Source organism: Polaribacter pacificus, assembly GCF_038024035.1.
Taxonomy (GTDB): domain Bacteria; phylum Bacteroidota; class Bacteroidia; order Flavobacteriales; family Flavobacteriaceae; genus Polaribacter; species Polaribacter pacificus.
Map to the genome: position 1 here is coordinate 545,857 of NZ_CP150664.1, position 19,835 is coordinate 565,691.

Annotated in this window: 20 protein-coding genes and 1 pseudogene; 5 read left to right on the forward strand and 16 right to left on the reverse strand. The window is 32.5% G+C overall.

The window, feature by feature from the left end; genetic code table 11:
* Positions 1 to 147: 147 nt before the first annotated feature.
* The gene (locus tag WHC90_RS02440) at positions 148 to 534 is read right to left on the reverse strand and encodes a DUF983 domain-containing protein (RefSeq protein ID WP_188599580.1); all 387 of its coding nucleotides are present in this window, start codon (positions 532 to 534) and stop codon (positions 148 to 150) included.
* A 268-nt stretch (positions 535 to 802) separates the two neighbouring features.
* On the opposite strand from WHC90_RS02440, the gene WHC90_RS02445 reads away from it, so the two are divergent.
* A complete protein-coding gene (locus tag WHC90_RS02445; RefSeq protein WP_188599579.1) occupies positions 803 to 1,678 on the forward strand; it encodes an AraC family transcriptional regulator in 876 nt (291 codons plus the stop codon).
* Positions 1,679 to 1,984: 306 nt separating this feature from the next.
* Here WHC90_RS02445 and WHC90_RS02450 read toward each other — a convergent pair whose 3' ends face one another.
* The 11 genes from WHC90_RS02450 to WHC90_RS02500 form a co-directional block, all read right to left on the reverse strand.
* Positions 1,985 to 2,779 (reverse strand): cation transporter, encoded by a 795-nt coding sequence (locus tag WHC90_RS02450; RefSeq protein WP_170137144.1) that lies wholly within the window; start codon positions 2,777 to 2,779, stop codon positions 1,985 to 1,987.
* Between the two features lie 913 nt (positions 2,780 to 3,692).
* On the reverse strand, positions 3,693 to 4,109 hold the full coding sequence (locus WHC90_RS02455) for a hypothetical protein (protein WP_188599578.1): 417 nt from the start codon (positions 4,107 to 4,109) through the stop codon (positions 3,693 to 3,695).
* A 681-nt stretch (positions 4,110 to 4,790) separates the two neighbouring features.
* Complete coding sequence (locus WHC90_RS02460; RefSeq protein ID WP_188599577.1) at positions 4,791 to 5,318, reverse strand: hypothetical protein; 528 nt, start codon at positions 5,316 to 5,318, stop codon at positions 4,791 to 4,793.
* A 296-nt stretch (positions 5,319 to 5,614) separates the two neighbouring features.
* Complete coding sequence (locus WHC90_RS02465; RefSeq protein WP_188599576.1) at positions 5,615 to 7,042, reverse strand: S41 family peptidase; 1,428 nt, start codon at positions 7,040 to 7,042, stop codon at positions 5,615 to 5,617.
* A gap of 36 nt (positions 7,043 to 7,078) precedes the next feature.
* Complete coding sequence (locus WHC90_RS02470; protein WP_188599575.1) at positions 7,079 to 8,155, reverse strand: C1 family peptidase; 1,077 nt, start codon at positions 8,153 to 8,155, stop codon at positions 7,079 to 7,081.
* A 39-nt stretch (positions 8,156 to 8,194) separates the two neighbouring features.
* Positions 8,195 to 8,992 carry an AraC family transcriptional regulator gene (locus WHC90_RS02475; protein ID WP_188599574.1) on the reverse strand — a complete coding sequence of 266 codons (798 nt, stop codon included), beginning with the start codon at positions 8,990 to 8,992 and terminating at the stop codon, positions 8,195 to 8,197.
* Positions 8,993 to 9,220: 228 nt separating this feature from the next.
* Complete coding sequence (locus WHC90_RS02480) at positions 9,221 to 9,838, reverse strand: DUF4145 domain-containing protein (protein ID WP_229664956.1); 618 nt, start codon at positions 9,836 to 9,838, stop codon at positions 9,221 to 9,223.
* 58 nt (positions 9,839 to 9,896) lie between these two features.
* Entirely contained in the window at positions 9,897 to 10,166 is a 270-nt protein-coding gene (locus tag WHC90_RS02485; protein ID WP_188599573.1) for a hypothetical protein, read from the reverse strand.
* Between the two features lie 1,535 nt (positions 10,167 to 11,701).
* Positions 11,702 to 12,901 (reverse strand): tyrosine-type recombinase/integrase, encoded by a 1,200-nt coding sequence (locus WHC90_RS02490; protein WP_188599572.1) that lies wholly within the window; start codon positions 12,899 to 12,901, stop codon positions 11,702 to 11,704.
* A gap of 45 nt (positions 12,902 to 12,946) precedes the next feature.
* On the reverse strand, positions 12,947 to 13,531 hold the full coding sequence (locus WHC90_RS02495; RefSeq protein WP_188599571.1) for a YdeI/OmpD-associated family protein: 585 nt from the start codon (positions 13,529 to 13,531) through the stop codon (positions 12,947 to 12,949).
* A gap of 1 nt (position 13,532) precedes the next feature.
* On the reverse strand, positions 13,533 to 14,231 hold the full coding sequence (locus tag WHC90_RS02500; protein ID WP_373284675.1) for a TrmH family RNA methyltransferase: 699 nt from the start codon (positions 14,229 to 14,231) through the stop codon (positions 13,533 to 13,535).
* 38 nt (positions 14,232 to 14,269) lie between these two features.
* On the opposite strand from WHC90_RS02500, the pseudogene WHC90_RS02505 reads away from it, so the two are divergent.
* The 3 genes and pseudogenes from WHC90_RS02505 to WHC90_RS02515 all read left to right on the forward strand — a co-directional run bounded on the left by WHC90_RS02505 (position 14,270) and on the right by WHC90_RS02515 (position 16,783).
* A pseudogene (locus WHC90_RS02505) lies at positions 14,270 to 14,939 on the forward strand (Sir2 family NAD-dependent protein deacetylase).
* Between the two features lie 147 nt (positions 14,940 to 15,086).
* Positions 15,087 to 16,277, forward strand: a complete 1,191-nt coding sequence (locus tag WHC90_RS02510) for a C10 family peptidase (RefSeq protein ID WP_188599570.1) — start codon at positions 15,087 to 15,089, stop codon at positions 16,275 to 16,277.
* Positions 16,278 to 16,303: 26 nt separating this feature from the next.
* Positions 16,304 to 16,783 (forward strand): hypothetical protein, encoded by a 480-nt coding sequence (locus tag WHC90_RS02515; RefSeq protein WP_188599569.1) that lies wholly within the window; start codon positions 16,304 to 16,306, stop codon positions 16,781 to 16,783.
* Between the two features lie 180 nt (positions 16,784 to 16,963).
* Here the strand turns inward: WHC90_RS02515 and WHC90_RS02520 are convergent, their stop codons facing one another.
* The 4 genes from WHC90_RS02520 to rpsF all read right to left on the reverse strand — a co-directional run bounded on the left by WHC90_RS02520 (position 16,964) and on the right by rpsF (position 18,621).
* On the reverse strand, positions 16,964 to 17,434 hold the full coding sequence (locus WHC90_RS02520; protein WP_188599568.1) for a DUF6495 family protein: 471 nt from the start codon (positions 17,432 to 17,434) through the stop codon (positions 16,964 to 16,966).
* A 79-nt stretch (positions 17,435 to 17,513) separates the two neighbouring features.
* The gene (gene rplI / locus WHC90_RS02525; RefSeq protein ID WP_188599567.1) at positions 17,514 to 17,960 is read right to left on the reverse strand and encodes a 50S ribosomal protein L9; all 447 of its coding nucleotides are present in this window, start codon (positions 17,958 to 17,960) and stop codon (positions 17,514 to 17,516) included.
* 16 nt (positions 17,961 to 17,976) lie between these two features.
* Positions 17,977 to 18,273, reverse strand: coding sequence for a 30S ribosomal protein S18 (gene rpsR, locus WHC90_RS02530; protein WP_188599566.1), 297 nt, complete (start codon positions 18,271 to 18,273; stop codon positions 17,977 to 17,979).
* Positions 18,274 to 18,279: 6 nt separating this feature from the next.
* Positions 18,280 to 18,621, reverse strand: coding sequence for a 30S ribosomal protein S6 (gene rpsF, locus WHC90_RS02535; protein ID WP_188599565.1), 342 nt, complete (start codon positions 18,619 to 18,621; stop codon positions 18,280 to 18,282).
* 290 nt (positions 18,622 to 18,911) lie between these two features.
* On the opposite strand from rpsF, the gene WHC90_RS02540 reads away from it, so the two are divergent.
* Entirely contained in the window at positions 18,912 to 19,805 is an 894-nt protein-coding gene (locus tag WHC90_RS02540; protein WP_188599564.1) for a sterol desaturase family protein, read from the forward strand.
* The last annotated feature ends 30 nt before the right edge of the window (positions 19,806 to 19,835 follow it).

Here is a 19,835-nt window from a genome sequence, read left to right on the forward strand (position 1 = left end):
AAATATACAAAAATAAAAATTTGGCGGACTTAATAAATAAGCAAAAACCTTTCGGAAAGCCTATAATAGCTATGTTTTATACACGTTGTTGTGCATAGTGCTTTCACGTACTGCTCTACTCTCTATTCAAATTTTAGTAGTCTATAGCTAAACCTGCTTAGCGTTTTTGTTATATTTCTTGAAGATGTTAATCCAGATATTTCTAGATAATCGTAATACAACTGGAATAAGAATGATTAGCATTCCAATTAGTGCAAAAAATGATTCCAAAACACTAAGACCAACTATTAAATAAGATATTAAAAACGTTATTATGGCTATTCCAACATTTAAACCATAGCTGACATACATTGCTCCGAAAAAGAAAGAAGGTTCTATGACATATTTCAAACCGCAATTTTTACAGCGTTCGTGCATTTTAAATATTGAACTCAGTTTATATGGATTATTTTCAACATACATACTTTCTTCTTGGCATACCGGACAAGTACCAGTAACAATGCTATATATTTTAGTCCCTTTAAATAAATCCATACACTCAATTCTTAAATTATTCAGTTCTACTTTTAAAACATAAAAGATCAAATGTTTCAATTATCTTTTAGTAGAAACTTCCATATCTTTTATAAAATATTCATAAAGCTAAAAAAAACAGTTTTTTAAAGCAATAAAGACATTTCAATTATACGTCTAAATATGATGTGAAAGTAAAATCTTTCCATTACGTCCGCAAAATTAAATATTTTGTTGATACAAATAAATAACTATATTCGCTTTTAATAGCACAATTAAGACATTTTATATGACCAAATATCCAATTTACGACATTAGGAATTTTAACAAGAAAATAAATGGGAACAATCTATATATAAATACTTTTAGAAATCATTTGATTAGCCATAGTTTTATTGAAAATTCGCATAGTCATAATTTTTATCTGTTGGTATTATTTACCAAAGGGAAAGGCATTCACAAAATTGACTTTAATACTTTTGAGATTACCAAAGGAAGCATTTTTATGATAAGGCCAGGTCAGGTTCATAGCTGGAAACTATCTGACGATGTAGATGGTTTTATCGTTTTCTTTACCGAAGAATTATATAATTTGTATTTCGGAAATAAGAGCATTCAGGATTATCCTTTTTATGCCAACAATCAAGAAATCTCAGAAATTAGATTTTTTGAAAACGAATTGCACGATATAGAATATTACTTTAACCTGTTAATAAATGAAACAAGAAGTCTAAAGACTAAAAAGTTAGATAAAGTAATGAACCTTTTAGATATTATACATATTGAGATAACAAGAAAATATCTTTTGGAAAATAAGTACACCACAAATTCCTATGGTGAAAAGATTGAGCAATTCAATGAATATTTGAATATGTATTACAAATCGGAAAAATCTCCATCGTTTTATGCCTCAAAATTGAATATTACTTTAAAACACCTTAATAGAATTTGTAAGGATAAACTTAATAAAACGGTAACGGATTTAATTGCTCAAAAAAATGTTCTTGAGAGTAAGCGAATGTTGACTTTTACACAAAAATCAGTAGGTGATATAGCACTAGAGTTAGGTTATCTTAACTATTCATATTTTACAAGGTTATTTAAAAAGCATACATCAATAACCCCATCAAAGTTTCGAGCCAATTTAAAACTCTCTGATTGGTAGATTCCATTTCTTTCCTTACTTAGTAGAAATTTAAAATACTATCGTTTAATACTTATGACGAATTTTGATGTTTAACACGTGCATTTTCTGCATTATGCACAACGGTCTTGTATATGGCTCGTAGCGTGCAAATTATGAAATTATTTTCGGATGAAGCACGAGCCGAATTTTTTAATTTTTCTTATTATTCTTACTCAATAAGCCAAATTAAAAAATTTGGCGGACTAGCAAATATACTTTAACTTCGATTAAGCAACTGACTAGCTGTGAGCTATATACGTTGTTGTAAGTAGTGCTTTTTTTCATTCACTTACTTAATTTCAATATCCGAAACGCTCCTTGAATTACCAACACAAAAACAATTGTTCCGATAATTAAATCAGGTTTACTCGAACTCAACCAATTTACCAAAATTCCAGCAATTATTACTCCTAAATTGATAATCACGTCATTTGATGTAAAAATCATACTCGCTTTCATATGAGCCTCTTCTTTGCTTTTTGACTTTTGCAAAATGTAAAGACAAATTCCGTTTGCGATAAGTGCAAAAATCGAAACGATAATCATTGTCGAAAAATCGGGAAGTTTCTCGTCTCCAAAAAATCTTCTTAAAACTTCCACAAATCCAATAATCGCAAGTGTTATTTGAAAATATCCAGCAAGTTTTGCAATCCGCTTTTTCTTAACTATAGTTCCTCCAACCGCAAACAAACTAATTCCGTACACGAAACTGTCGGCAAGCATATCCAAACTGTCTGCAACAAGTCCCATTGATTTTGAGATAATTCCTGTTGTCATTTCGATAATGAAAAAAGCAAAATTGATTGCAAGTACAGACCAAAGTAGCTTTTTTTGGTTTGCGTTTTCTTTAAATTCCGTTTGGTCGGTTTGTTCCGTTGAGATTTTTTTTCCGCCTAAATTCAGTTCGATAACTGACTTTTCGATTTGGTCAATTTCTCCGCTGTGAAAAACAGTCAATTTTCGGTTCGGAATATCAAAGTCCAGATTCGCAATACTTGAAATTCCGTCCAATTTCATTCGGATTAGATTTTCCTCTGAAGGACAGTCCATTTTCGTAATTTCAAATATCGTTTTATTCACTCGGTTTCTGGGTTTTTCGGCATTACTTACAACGTGAGTGTATATGATTAGTTTTGGGTGGCTTATATTGTGCTCTGGGTGTGCCGACATGATGTAGACAAAGTTGCTGGAGGCACTCAGGATGCTAGACAATATAAGCCTACCTTGATTTTCGTGTTTTCTTTACACTTTAAAAGTAACTAAATTTTTGAATCTTTCTAAATTTTAAAAATTAATTATATACGCTGTTGTGTTTAGTATGGCATAGGAGTTCCTATTGTGTTAAAAGCACTAGCAAGCTTTTCGATCCTATCCTTTTTTTAAATTGTTCCTAATCTAGCCATACGGTGGATTGAAGCCGCTACATTGATAGGACCGTCAACTCAAATTTTTTTATTCTAAGATGAACTATATAACTCCCTTATATCGATTGTCTTAGAAGAAAAGGATTCTTTCGTTTCTAATTCAACACTAAAAATCAGCAGTTCATTCAAGAACGTGATCTTTCATTTAAAGGGTATCGATTTTTATAAATCCAGAACACAAGTTCTTGACTTTCTAATTTTTTTTCAAGAACTTAGGCAAACTGTATACGTTGCAAACGTATTGAGAGTCAACTCTCAACGATTACAATCGAACAGTTTGGCGAATTCACAATTCTTGTTCCGCTTCAAAAAGTTTCGTTAAATATCTGGGTTTTTAGTCCTGGAATCTTAGAAAGAATCTAAATTTTAGTTGATGACCAAAAGGCTGCAATATGAAATACAACGTGTTTGTATAAGATTAGTTGCGGTTTCTTAGCGATAAATTTAATGAAATAATACAAACTTCAACACTCCTACTCTTTTCGTTTTAAAAACGTATCTAAAGCAATTGATTTTATACAGTGTTGGCTACCGTTTTTTTCAATCCGCCTTTGATAAATTCAAATCATTCACTTTTTACCAGAAGCTTTTTTGGTTTTCAGTTGTTGTGATATGGTTTCAATTTTTTCATTCAATATGGTTGTCGAATCGTTATATTTCTCTTGTAAAAGATAATATTTCGCATTTAAAGACTTGTAATCTTTCTTTAAAGAATGATATTCGTGATTCAGATACGTTTCTATACTCCACTTTAAACCACTAAAAAAAAGAGGGATGATAAATGCTAAAATTCCTATTTTCTGCGTAGTAGTAAAGTTATTCCACCATTTTTTAATAGGTGTTATAATTGGAGTAAATCTATCTACTTCGTACCAACCATTATTCAGACATTTTTTTAATTCACTTTTTTTATTTACTATTTTAACGTCAGTAATATTTCCACCATATCCATCTGATTTATCTTTATTTAATGTGTATTTAGTCATTCCTTTTGAGTGTGATTGGTAATGGTTGCCAACGTGTTTGTGTATGGTTTCGTTGCGTATTCTTAGCGATAAATTTAATGAAATATTATGAACTTAAACACTCCTACCCTTTTTGATTGATAAACGAAGCTAGCAATGAACCATACACAGTGTTAGCCATTGGTAGTGCGCGCTGACTTTCGTGCTATCACAGACCTTCATTTACCTTCACAAACAAACGAGACAGAATGCTTGTCCTTCAGATAATAAGTATGCGAGACAATTCCACAAATTGCATAAATACAAAACAGCCTCTTTTAGCATTTAGTTTGTGACTTAGGGTACATTAATAGCGCCTTTTTTGGTAAAGAACGAGTCAGAACGCTTTCACGTGTATGGTCAGAAAAACGATATTAAAATAATGTTGAATAAAAACTCCTAACCTTTTAAGCGTTTAGTTCCCAAAAAAGGATCTTCAACGATAACTTAGATAGAATCCAGGTCTTTAAAAGGAAAATCTTTCGCTTTGTAGAAGTCTTAAAACTTAGTTTGCACTAATTATGGGTAACGTGTTTGTGTATGATTTCGTTGCGTGTTTCAGCACTAAAGTTAGCAAATAAATCACAGATAGAAAGTCCTCGAGGACTTTCGTAAGTAGGCTATAACTAGCAATGAATTATACACGGTGTTGCCATACGTTTTTTATCCTTTTTTCATTATCAGCATACTGTACGAATAACGTCCATTCGGCAGTCGGTTTAAAAAGTTCTGAAATTGTTCTTTCAAGTCAAATTCTTTGTTGATTATCGAAATCAGTTTTCTTGCTTTTATAACTTCTGCTGGTAATTTTACTCTATTTTGATTGTAATAATAGTCAGATTCTAATTCCCAATATGATGAAGAATTTATTTCTCCATCTTTAATTGTTTTAAAAAAAGTTGTTGTTCCGTCTAATCCGCTAATACAGTTCTCAACTTCGTTACAGTCTTTTAGGTTTTCGAATCCGTTGTTATTCATTTCCGAAATCAGTTTTTCCACCATAGAATTCGGAATCGCAATTTTCTGAATGATACTATCTTTTCTAATTCCTTTTCTATTTGTAGTCCAAACCGAATGAGTAAGAGTTCCTTTAAATTCTCCGTTTTTGAAATCAATTAATTCGAGATTCTGATAATCCTCAATTTGAACACGATAAATTCGGTCGTGTTTTTTTGAGTCAAATTCTGTCAATCCAAATCGTTTTTCAGATTCAGTTTGAGAGAAGCAGAAATTAATTCCAATTCCTAAAAATATTAATATGTAAATCGTTTTTCTCAAATGGATGGCAACGGTCTTGTATATGAAACGTAGCGTGTAAATAGACGCTAACTTTTCGGATTAAACACGAGCCGAATTTTTATTTTTTCTATTTATCTTTTAATTTCTAAATATACAAAAATAAAAATTTGGCGGACTTAATAAAGAAGCGAAAATCTCTCGGAAAGCCTGTAATAGCTATGTTTTATATACGTTGTTGTGGTGCGTTTTTACTCGCTCTGTAGCTCATTAATCGCATTCAAAATATACTTTTTATCTTTTTCTAAATCGTTAGCAACACTTCTAAAAAATGTCTGTCTTTCATTGGGATAATTCAATTCGTAATGCACAGGAACTCCGATATTTTCGTAGAATTTATCATTGTTATCTGTGTAAATTTCGTTTGAAAGTGAAAAATACCATCCGTTTGGTAAAGTCTTTTGTAAAGCATCTGAAATTGCTCCGTTTGTATTTGAGCCAATACGTTTTAAATTGTTTAATTCCATTGAACTTAATGCCATCATATCTGTTGCACTTGCAGACTGTTGAGAAGTCAACAGATAAACTGGTTTTGTGTATGGATTTTTGGCAAGCTCTAAATAAATAGGTGTTTTTTTTGTATAGCCGTTATTGTGCTTTGCTTTTTTTACAGCGATTTGTTTTCTGTCAGCGTTAAATCGTCTCAAAATTTCTAATGCAACGACATCTTGTCCACCACCATTAAAACGAACATCAACAATAATATGTTTTGTTTCTTTTAAGTCTTGCATTATAGAATCCATTAATTTGCTTATTCCAGCTACTTCCTCTGCAATTTGTTGTTCGTAATTCAAATTATCAAATGCGTCCATATAAGTTGAAACAAATCCATTTTCTTTGACAAAGCTATCGTTTAAATTCAAATCTGCATACAAAAACATTGCTTTGATTTGGATATAACCAACATTATTTTCCATCTTTCCCCATTGCATAAGCCACGTGTCTTTGGTCAAATCTTCTTTAAGATAATAATCTGCAACAATTCCAGCAATCTCAAAATCGCCATATTCTTTTAATTCTTCCGTTTCTTGTGCATCTAATTCTGTTTGAATTTGATTTTCTGCCAATTCGTAAATTTCATCCGTTGGTTCTATGGAACCGTGATTGTCTTTCAAACTTTTAAGCATATCTTGCATAATTATATACAATTCGACCTCCGTAGTTTTTGAATCTATTTTATCTTTTGAGTTTTTGTAAAGATTATCCCAATCTATTTTATTGAGTTCAAAATATGCATAATGATTTTTGTAGGTGTTTGCAAAGACTTCAAAATTATATGAGATGTCGTTTTTGTCTTTTGTACTTTGTTGGCATAGGTCTGGAAACTTACTTAATCTTACATAGCGATATTTGCTAAATCCACGTGTTATGGTTAGTGTATCGTTTGAAATTTGCATTGAATTTTTAACATCCGAAATTTTGCCTTCTTTTGCAGGCAAGCAAGAAATAGTTGTAATGTCATAATATTCATAAGAATTAGCATCTATTTTTAGAATTTTCCCGTAACCGATAGATTTCCAAATTCCTTCTATTGAATTGTTTTTTTTATTGCTTGTGACGCAAGAATTTAAAATGATAGTAATTGCCAACAGAAGTTTTATGGGTACATTTATCTTCATAATAAGTTTTTTATTTTAATGAGAAATCCTAATTATCTAAATAAGTTTTTTCTTGATAACCGCTGGTATTGCATCTTTATGAACTAAAACAGAAATAGTTTTTAACAGAAGTGAATTTTTAGACATATAGATATAGCCATCCATTGAATTGCTTCCTTCTGAATTTTTCAATAAATAATATAATTTCCCATTTTTGTCTTTAGCTGTTCCAATGATATGCATATTATGGTCATCGGTTGTTGTTCCATCTTCAAAAGTTAGCTGTCTAATAATTTGGGTTATTTTAGAATCTTCTTGTTGTTCTATAAGATTCAAAACCCCTTTTTGAAAATCAAAATTAGGTTCGGTAGCATCGCCATCCCAAGCTAATGAATATCCATTTTTAAGGGCATTATTGATAACACTTTCAAAATCTTTAATTGGCAGATTTAAATATTTGTTGTCATTCCAATTGGCAGGAATATTTAAAACAACATTTTTGTAAAATTCAAGATGAGAATAACTTGTTATTTCTATATAATCATCTGGATTTATACCGATAAAAGTATCTGCAAAAGTTTGTGGTGTGTATGATTTCCCTTTGTAATTAAATGTTTTGGGTGCTATTCCTAAATATGCATTTAAAACACCGTTGACAGATTTTTTCCAACTTTGCGGTTTTATTCTACCGTAGCCAGAATTTCCCACAGATTCAACCATAGCAGAAAGCAAATTGTCCATTTCTACGTGGTCGTGTTGCCAATCTCCTTCAATGATGCCATTATATGCCTGTTCAGGAACAGCACCGTATTTTTTATAAGCATCTAAAACACTAAATGTTAAATCTCCTGCCTTAAACCAACTTTCCCCTTTCTTATCAATAAATTTTTCAGCTTTTTTAATATAGGTGGGTTTGACATAAAATATAGGTGATAAAGTAACTGTATCATTCCCTAATCGAAGTGCTTCGGTCTCTATAAAAGATGTAGTAGCAAAACTCCAGCACGTTCCAGAAGATTGTTGGTCGTTTAGTTTAGTTGTTTGTAATTTTATTTGAATTTCAAAATCATTGGTGTTTTGTGCTTGTGTTTCTAATCCAAAAGCAATGCATAGTAAGACAATAATATACTTCATAAAAAAAAGGTTTCAATTTTATAAAGTTCAAATATAGTTTTATTGCTGATTTGAATCTTGGAATATATTGCAACTTTGCTTGTAAGAATTTGGACTCATTCCGATATATTTTTTAAAATAATTGGAAAAATTACTTTGGTCATAAAAACCAGAATCTAATGCAGCTTCAACAAGGGGAATTCCTTGTTTAATTAATGTTTTACCATACTCCACTTTTTTAAGAAGTATGTATTCAAATGGGGTCAACCCAATATTGAATTTAAACCAACGGATAAATTGGAATTTGCTCATTCCAACCATTTTAGAAAGCTCAATCAAACTTAATTGTGTGTTCAAATTGTCAGATATATATATTTTTAAATCTTTTATTATGGTTGTATCATTTTCATTATTGTATGGATTTGCTGCTCCATAATTTATTGTTAATTGAAAAATGAACTGATTAAAATCATCGTAAAAATCATTGACGAAATTTTTCTTTTCTTTCTTTTCTTTGATAAAATTTAAAAGGTTTTTGAGACTGCTATGCAATAAAGGATTTTCAATAACTTTATCTTGAAATGATGTGCGATTAAAAGGGCTTATAAAATCAATGACATCTTGGTTTACATAGAATGTAGAAAAACTTATATTCTCTGATGATAGATTATTATGTATCTCATAAGGATTTGAAATTAGTATTTTACCTGTAGATGCTATTAATTCATTTTCAACAAGAACTCCTTTTTCAATTAATGATATGCAATATGTATCGTGAAAATGTGAAGGATGTTTAGTTTTTTTATTTTGAAAACTTAATACCTCTAATGAATCTAAAATTTTTAATTTCTCTTTCATTATTTTAAAGGTTGATTAGGATAATTTTTTTTAAATCCATTTAATTAATGTCAAAATTTTAATGATTAGTACGATTTTTCTTAAATGCACCACAACGTGTTTGTGTATGATTTCGTTGCGTGTTTCAGCAACTAAATTAGCAAATACAAACCGAATAGAAAATCCGCGAGGATTTTCGTAAGTAGGCGAGTACTAGCAATGAATTATACACGTTGTTGTGCATAGTTTTTATTCTTTCTTCTTCATTTCAGGTTTTCCAATCTGTTCTAATTTCAAGTTTAGTTCTTTCCGTCTTCTTTGAAGTTTCAAAGGTTGAATAAAAGTAAAATCGAACAGAGCTTCTATAACTTCGATTAGCCATTCAGCCTCTCCATTTTCTACAGATACTATTTCTCCCGTATTTTTGTTTTTAGTTGGGTGAGCAGCTAAATTTCCAATGTTCCTAACAGCATCAACAGCATCAGTTAAATGTGAAGGAATTCCTTCTAATTCAATAAAATTTTGAATTTCTTGAACCAAAGTCTTTTCTTTAATTTTATATTCTTCTCTTAAAATATTTTGCAAAAGTCTTCTGCTTAATGCAGCAGATGCTTTAGGACTTGCTGAAAGAACTTTTACTGATTCCTCATAATCCTCTAAATATAATTTTGGAATATCATCTGAATTTGTAAAATTCTCCTTTTTAGGATATATCATTTTTTGCCATTCTATATCCTCAAAGTAGTCCATTCCAATATTGTCATATTCTAATTCACCTCTTTGCAGATAAACAACTATTTCTTCACAATTTGGGCAAGTTGAGTATGCTATTTTAGTTCCTTTAGATTCCTCTTCATCAACTTTCATCGCTTGAGTGGTTTTCCATTCGTATTTTGCAGCAGTGGAACAGTGTGGACAAATCATATTAATTAAGTGGGCTTGTGAAAATGTTCATATATTCTAAATTATTATCAACGAAAGCTTCTAAAAATCCAATTAGAACTCCTTTTTTTATGATGTTGTATTTTTCATAAACACCAGTATAACCATTGAAAATTTTGTTTATGATATTTTCTGTCACTTCAAAATCTACAGGTCCATTTTCTGCAGCGATAGAGGTTTTAGCATCAGCCAAATATTCATTAAAATTTCCTTTGTCAAATTTTTCTTCCAATTCAAAATTAAAATGTTCCATATGTTTCTTCAAATTATGCACAACTAGTTCCTATATGAATAGTAGCGTTTTTGTAACACTGACATTATAGGTTCTCAAATTTCCTTTAAAAATAACTAAATTTTCAAAATAGAAACTATCCAAGCTATTATTTATATGGGTTGTTGTGTTTAGTGTTTTGGTTTTTCTTTTCTTTATTTTTTTTAATTTTTGTGCTCAATTTTTAAGTAATGACCTAGTTTTTTAAACTGAAAAACACGGAGGATGTAAGCCGCTAGTTACGCGCATTCATTCCTGTTTTTTTTCTTCTAAGATGAACTATATGCTCCATATATGGATTGTCTTAGCAGAAAAGGATTCAATTCGAATCAAACCATTTCTAAAAATCACAAGCCATTAAAAATAGCTCTTAGCTCAAATTGTGATCATCTAGTTTACATGTTTGTTGGGATACTGAACTTGACTTTCTCCCTTATTTTCAATACCTTAGCTAAACTGTTGAACGTTTCAAACGTTTTGAGAGTCAACTCTCAACGATTTCAATCGAACAGTTTATCGCTTTTCAATTCCCTGCGTCCATCTCAAAACTCCTAGATTTTTAGAACCAATAAAAATTCGAATGAATCACAAAATTGGAATGAATACCAAAAGGCTTACATATTAAACATCAACGTGAGTGTATATGATTAGTTTTGGGTGGCTTATATTGTGCTCTGGGTGTGCCGACATGATGTAGACAAAGTTGCTGGAGGCACTCAGGATGCTAGACAATATAAGCCTACCTTGATTTTCGTGTTTTCTTTACACTTTAAAAGTAACTAAATTTTTGAATCTTTCTAAATTTTAAAAATTAATTATATACGCTGTTGTGTTTAGTATGGCATAGGAGTTCCTATTGTGTTAAAAGCACTAGCAAGCTTTTCGATCCTATCCTTTTTTTAAATTGTTCCTAATCTAGCCATACGGTGGATTGAAGCCGCTACATTGATAGGACCGTCAACTCAAATTTTTTTATTCTAAGATGAACTATATAACTCCCTTATATCGATTGTCTTAGAAGAAAAGGATTCTTTCGTTTCTAATTCAACACTAAAAATCAGCAGTTCATTCAAGAACGTGATCTTTCATTTAAAGGGTATCGATTTTTATAAATCCAGAACACAAGTTCTTGACTTTCTAATTTTTTTTCAAGAACTTAGGCAAACTGTATACGTTGCAAACGTATTGAGAGTCAACTCTCAACGATTACAATCGAACAGTTTGGCGAATTCACAATTCTTGTTCCGCTTCAAAAAGTTTCGTTAAATATCTGGGTTTTTAGTCCTGGAATCTTAGAAAGAATCTAAATTTTAGTTGATGACCAAAAGGCTGCAATATGAAATACAACTGGTTATATAGAGAACAAAGTTCCCCAAAAAACGTTTAAATTTCCGGATAAAAGGAAAAAAGCCTCATTTTATCCGATTAAAATTGTGGAAAAATCTTCATTTTTAGACTTTTTACAATTTTAAAGCAAGATAGAAAAAAATACGCATTTGTATTGGTGCAAACTTAGATCAGCGATTCGGATTTAAGTTTTCGGTGTTTAATAAAGGAGTTGGGGCCTGCGGTTCTTTGCTGATGTTTAGCAATATGGTGTCCAACGGACTTTTAATCTCCAGTAAATCTTTTTTGGCTACATGCGTATAGATCATGGTCGTTTCTGGCTTAGCATGGCCTAAAAGCTCTTGAATATGACGCAAACCAATACCGTTCTCTAGCAAATGAGTTGCATAACTATGACGCAAGGTATGTGGAGTTACTTTTTTAGGAATTCCTGCTCGTTGGGTAGCCTTGTGTAAAAACTTTCGAATACTGCTATCAGAAAAACGGACGCCAGGAGCCCCTTCAACAAAATAGCGTTCTGGTCGGTAGGTCAGTAAATAATTTTGCAACAAAGGCACAAAACTATCAGCTAAAATCACATAACGATCCTTTCTGCCTTTTCCGCTTTTTACAAACAATTGACGCCTGCTAATATCTATATGTCGTAGCTCCATGGCCAATAATTCACCAATGCGCAAGCCAGCAGAATAGAGCAAAGCCAATACGGTTCTATGTTTCAAGTTTTTAGTAACCTGAAGTAACCTAATCACTTCATTTTGAGATAAAACCGTTGGTAAAATTCTTGATTTTTTTGGACGCTCTAACTGTACTGATTCGATATTGCACTGAGGATAAAAAGCAATAAACAATTTTAGTGCGCTTACAAACTGACGCTGTGAGCTAATGCTGTATTGTCTTGGCACAAACACATCTTCAAAAAACAATTCTACATCTCTATTGCTAAGCGTTTCGATTGCTTTGGGTTGAACATAATTTACAAAATCAGCAATAAAAGTAACATAGGTTGCAACTGTGCTATCACTATAGCGTTTGCCAGACAAATACTTTGCGTAATCATCCACTAGCCTAAGGTCTTCTCTTGTTAAATTTCGCTCGGTTTTTACACCACGCCTGTACAAATTTTGTGTCAAAGAATCATGTAAAATCAGCACTGTCGTAGCTGCCAAAAGTTCTTGAACTTTAAGTAAGGTAGCCTCACTAAAAGGACTAACCCAGCCTCTGTTGGTCCTACTGTAAGTAAACGTATGCAGGCTCTTAATTTGTTTGATAATGGTTTCGTTATACGCAAACAGCAATAACAAAACCACTTGTTTTCTGTGCAATACCTTTTTAACCAAAACGGTATTGTCCTGATGAGTTTTTGTTTTCATAGCAATCCAAAGATAAGAAAACAAAAAACAGAAGACAACTAAAAATTAACGATATGCATCATGTAAACCTTTGCCTTCTAGTATCATAGGGATTATTTTCGCCAATCGTAGCTCTTTTGTTGATATTCTTTTTGCTTCAGAAATATAGTCGGCAAACTCACGTTGTTTTGACAAACTAAAACCAGAAAATTGATTGCCTAGATCCTTATCTTTCTTCAAAGCTGCTGCCAATAATTCAGGAATTATCACTGGTTTTAAATTCTTTTTTGGAAGGATAACCTTGCCGTTTACTTGATTGTCAATCGCTTCTTTTACATAGGATACAATCATTTCGACATCTAGGGTTTCTTTGGATGAAAATCGCCACTGACGCATTGCGGAGGTTTTTCCTTCTTGCGCATTGATAAGCTTTTTCTGAGCATCTACCAAAGTAGCACCCTGAAAAAACCAAAGACCCACATAGCTTTTAAAAGCAGCAAGGCCCACGATGTTCTTGCCTTTATTTGTATACACTGGACTCCCCCATTTAATAGTTTCCTCTAGCTCTAGGTTGGTCAACAAATTACGTAACAAGATTAAAAGTTCTCGCCACTCTTTTTTCTTTTCTATATAAAGATCTACCTCTTTCATTTTATGATTTCACAGACTCGTTATAATGTTCTTTTATCTTTTTGATGCTTTTGATTGATTTCTGAATCCAATCAGCATATAACAAACTTCGCTCCTGCTCTGACAATGCCCAAGGGATTTCTGAAGCTCTTAATTTTGAGGTAAGATCTTGCAAGATAATAGCTGCAGCAACCGAGATATTTAAACTTTCTGTAAAACCAACCATCGGGATTTTTAAATAGCCATCAGCCTGGCTCATGGTGTACTCAGATACCCCATCCTTTTCTACCCCAAAGACAAAAGCAGATTTTTTACTAATATCAAACTCAGAGAGTACACAAGAATCATTGTGGGGTGTGGTGGCAATAATCTGATAACCAGAAGCACGCAGATCATCCAAACAATCTTGGGTATTATGAGCGCTGCTGTTGTATTTGTTAATGTCAAGCCACTTTTGAGAACCTTTAGCTACGTGCTTTGAGACCCTGCTCGAGTATTTGTTCTGAATAATATGCACATCTTGGATGCCAAAAATATCACAACTTCTAATAACTGCACTTGAATTATGAGGTTGATAAATATCCTCTAGAACTACCGTAAAGTGTCGGGTTCTTGCATCCAAAACACGGTTAAAAGTAGCTTTTCGCTGGTCGCTTACAAAATCTTCTAAATAGCTAATTAGGGCTTCATCAATCATATCATGGGTTTCTATCACAAACATAACAAAAAATCATATTTTAGCAGTCAAAAACCTTTAGTATGAAAAATTTAGTGGTTCTAACCGGTGCAGGAGTCAGTGCCGAAAGCGGCCTTAAGACTTTTAGAGATGCAAACGGACTTTGGGAAGGTCATGACGTCTTAGAAGTGGCTTCTCCACAAGGTTTTGCTAAAAATCCAGAGTTGGTTTTAGACTTTTACAACCAACGCAGAAGACAATTGCTACAAGTAAGTCCAAATAAGGCGCATTACAACCTTGCTGCCTTTGAAAATCATTTTCAGGTAGACATTATCACTCAAAACGTTGATGATTTGCACGAAAGAGCTGGTAGCAAACAAGTGATGCATTTACACGGACAATTACTAAAGGTTCGTAGCACCAAATACCCACAAAACACCTATGATTGGAGTAAAAATCTACTGCTAGGAGATTGTTGCCCTTCAGGAGCTCAACTAAGACCCGATATCGTCTGGTTTGGATAAAGATGTGCCGCTACTAGAGAAAGCCGCACAAAAAGTAGCTGCAGCAGCTATGTTGGTTATTATCGGAACCTCTATGCAAGTGTATCCGGCTGCAAACCTTATACAATATGTAAAAAACGGCATTCCCATTTATTTTGTTGATCCAAAACCTGCCATTTCTAAAAATTATTGTAAAATTTTAACTAAAAAAACATTAAATTCGATAAACATCTGTATTTCTGAGGTTTAAAATTGATTTAATACCCATTTTTAAATTAAGAACAAAGATGTGGAAAAACAAATTTTATTAGGATTTAATAATATATTAATTTAAAAATATTTGGTTAACATATAAATAAATATTATTTTTATTTAAAATTTTTAACTAACTAAAAACATGAAAAAGAAAGAAAAAAAGAAAAACATTGTAATATTGCTTATATTTTTTATCATAATAACTGCTTGCAATAAGAAAGAATCTGACGATATTATTGTTACTAATTTTGAAAAACATTTTGTTGATGAAGATTTAGCAACAAAAATAGCTGAAAACGCTCCTTTAAATAATTCAAAGAAAACATATGCCAAAGGTGTTTCAAAACGAAAAATAAAAAACCTAAAAGCCTTTAAGAATAAAAAAGGGAACAATGTTTTTTATATAACAAATTATGAAGAAGGTGGTTTTATGGTTTTATCTGCAGATAAAAGAACATTACCTATTTTAGCACAATCAAATACTAATATATTTTCGAATGAAATAGATAGTTTACCTCCTGGTGTTAAAGGCTGGCTTAGTGAGGTGTCTAATACAATTACAAAAATTCAAGAATCAACATTAACTCCAAGTGCTAAATTTGAATCCGCTTGGTATTCAATTGAAAAAAACATTAATCAAAGGAAAATAATTGATCCAGAACCTGATTGTGAACCAATTGTAGAAGAAATCGTTGGACCTTTATTATCTACACTTTGGGAACAGCGTGACGGATTTAACGCTTCCTTACATACGATACCATGCAGTGGTAGTGATTTTCAAGTATACGCAGGTTGTGTTGCAATCGCTATGGCACAAATCATGAAATATCATGAATATCCTACTTCGTATTCATGGGCAAGTATGCCAAATACAACAGCCACAACAGCAACTGCAGATTTAATTCTTGATATAAATGGAGGTATTAATAATGCTTACAGTGAATATCCTACATATAGTTGCATTGGAACTGGTGTTCATAATAGTAAAGATATTGGTGTTGTTTTAAAAAATAGATTTAACTACACATCTGCTATTTTTGCAAATTATAACCACTCAAATGTAGTTAATGATCTTGATAATAATAGACCTGTTTTATTAGCTGGTTACGAGCCACCTAATGTTCCTGGTGGACATATGTGGGTTTGCGACGGTTATAAAAGAGTTTGGTACTATCAACCTGATTGCACTGGCTATGCATATCTCTATCTTCACATGAACTGGGGGTGGGGAAATAATTATGGAGCTAATGGATATTTTGCTTTTGACGACTGGTCTCCATTAACTAACAATTTTAATTTTAATAAAAAAATGTTTTACAATATAATTCCTTAAAATAAAAACCCCTTAAAATTATAATTATGAAAAAAATGTATGTTTTAATATTTTGCTTAGCATTATTTAGCTGTATCGAAGAAGAAGATTACGGGCTAACTTCCGCCTATTTTAGCAGCAACCTAAGCCTCCATATTGTCAATCAAGATGGAGATGATCTTTTAGATAGTTCGACACCAAATAGTATTGATGTTAATTCAATTAGTTTAACCTTTGTTATTAACGGAAAAGAAGTTAATTATTATAAAAGTAATTTAGATAACCCTAAAGGTATAGGTTTAACTAAAATTTCAAATGGATTGAATAGCTTATCAGTATTACTGAATTATGAATACCCAAATGCGAATAATATTACTTATATAAACTGGGGTGATGGTACTAGAGATAAAATTGAATCTTTTTTGTATAATGAAGGAGCCACATTTGATGTCAGAAAAGTTTGGGTAAATGATCAATTCTTCTGGGAGTTTCCAGATGATAAAAAAATAAAGACTATTATTAAGTAAAAAAGACCGCTCATAGAGCGGTCTTTTTATAATGTTAAAATACAGACTGTAGACTTAATCAACCAAAGACAAACAACAACAACAACAACAAAGGTTTTTAATATAAATAATAGAATTACTATAAATTAGTTCAACAATTAAATATGATTTTTAAACTAAGGAACGTATAAAATATTGGAATTAACACCCGATTAATTGATGAAAATAATCATACAGTTCACCTTTAGAAATGGCAGCTCCTTTCTCTATCAAATCAAAAATCTCTAGGTTGCGTTCTCCTGTATAAGCTTTGGTACCGGTATAAAGCTCAACACTTTCATCAGTAGGGTGTTGTAACAACCATTCAAAGCCCTCTTGCTCTAAAAGGTCAATGTCTTTATGTACCTTTACAAAGATGCGGTGAATTTGTGTTTCTTCACATTTAAAAAAATTGACACTTTGCTTTGAGAAATGCTCTACATAAGTGGTCTTACTCAGCACATCCTCCCACACCAAATCAGAAAAAATAGCCATTTCTTCATCAGCCACAGTTGGTTTTTCTTCTTTTAAGGCCTTCCACTCTTTAGCATCAATCTTTTGGCTAGCCAAAAACAATGCAAATTCTTCGTGTAAGGCCTCAAATTGTTCTTTGGTCAATGATCTATATTTCATTACAACGTATTTAATGATTAAAAATAAAAAAACCTACCAAATAAATTTGATAGGCTTTATGATATACTATTGAGAGTGCTTATTCAGCAACTACATCAAATGTAATTTCAGTAACTACTGCTCTGTGCAAACGCACAGTTGCATTGTACTTCCCTAATCGTTTTACACTTCCACCAGCTACTTTGATATATTTCTTATCAATTTCTGTACCTAGTTTTGCGATCGCTTCAGCAACATCAGCATTGTTTACAGATCCAAATAATTTGTCTCCAGAACCTACCTTAGAGGTAATTTTAAGCTCCATTCCTTTTACTGCGTCAGCAATCTTAGTTGCATCCTCAACAATCTTAGCCTCTTTAAAAGCACGTTGCTTTAAATTTTCAGCCAATACTTTTTTTGCAGAAGAAGTTGCCAATACTGCATATCCTTGTGGGATTAAAAAATTTCTACCATATCCGTTTTTCACAGATACAACATCATCTTTAAAGCCTACGTTTTCTACGTCTTGTTTTAATATTAATTCCATAATGCTTCTTCTTTTATTATTTTAACATATCTCCAACATATGGCATCAAAGCTAAATGACGAGAACGTTTGATAGCTTGTGCAACTTTACGTTGGTATTTTAAAGATGTTCCTGTTAAACGTCTTGGTAAAATTTTACCTTGTTCGTTTACTAAATACATTAAGAAGTCAGCATCTTTGTAATCGATATACTTCATGCCGTTTTTCTTAAAACGACAGTATTTTGACTCTTTTTTAGTTTCAATGTCAAGCGGAGTTAAGTATCTTACTTCTCCCTGCTTGTTTCCTTTTGCTTGTTGGTCTATAGATGACATAGCTTCTTATTTTTTAGCAGATTGAACACGCCCTCTTCGCTTTTCAGCCCAAGCAGCAGCATGCTTATCCAATTTAACAGTTAAATAACGCATAACGCTATCATCTCTTCTAAATTCAAGTTCAAAGTTCGCAATGGCTTCACCAGCTACTTTATACTCAAACAAGTGATAAAAACCACTTTTTTTCTTTTGGATTGGATACGCTAATTTTTTTAAGCCCCAATCTTCCTTTGAAATCATTTCGGCACCTTTAGAAACCAAATAGTCATTAAACTTTTGTACTGTTTCCTTTATCTGAGATTCAGATAAAACGGGATTCAAAATGAAAACAGTTTCGTAATGATTCATAAGTAATTGTTTAAAATTATTTTTAAGTCTGCAAATGTACGGGTTTTTATTCATATCTCAAGAGCTATTTTAAATTAATTTTAGACAGCTTTTCGCCCATCACCCATCACCCATCACCCATCACCCATCACCCATCACCCATCACCCATCACCCATCACCCATCACCCATCACCCATCACCCATCACCCATCACCCATCACCCATCACCCATCACCCATCACCCATCACCCATCACTCCTTTTGCTCCTTTCCAACTTTGTAACTATATTTGTCTAAAGCCAAAATACAAATGAACACCCCAGAGTTACCCAACCTCATTCACTACGCAATTCCCTTCTTTATCGCAACGGTCATCATTGAGGTACTACTTACTGCAAAGTTAAAAACCGAAGATTATGACTATAAAGATGCTGCAAGCTCTATTGCAATGGGCTTGGGCAATGTGGCTATTGGCTTGGTAAGCAAGGCACTTGTTTTGGGTGCCTTTTATGTTGTTTACAACACTGTTCACCTCTTCGAAATCCCCTTTGTTTGGTGGGCTTGGCTACTTGTTTTTTTTGCTGATGATTTTGCTTATTACTGGTTTCATAGAATTAGTCACGAGAGTCGATTTTTTTGGGCAAGTCATGTGGTGCACCATTCATCACAGCACTATAACTTGAGTACTGCCTTAAGACAGACCTGGTCTGGTAGTTTTTATTCTTTTATTTTTTGGTTGCCTTTGGTTTTTATCGGATTTCATCCACTGATGATTTTAACCCAAATGTCAATCAGCTTATTATATCAATATTGGATCCACACAGAACTTATTGGCAAAATGCCAAAGTGGTTTGAGGCCGTTTTTAACACACCTAGTCATCACAGAGTGCACCATGCTACCAATCCACAATATTTAGACAGAAATCACGCAGGCATCTTAATTATTTGGGACAAATTTTTCGGCACTTTTGAACCCGAAGTAGAACAACCTGTCTATGGTTTGGTTAGCAATATAGACACGCACAATCCTATTAAAATTGCCTTACATGAATGGATTTCTATGTTTAAAGATGTGGGAAACGCCAAAACCAGCCTAGGCAATAAATTAAAATACCTCATCAAACCTCCTGGTTGGAAACATGACGGAACCGGAATTCTCTCTACAAAACTTAGAGAAGACTGGAAGAACAGCAAACAGAACTAAGCCTCAGTTGGCATTCTAAATTGCATGAAA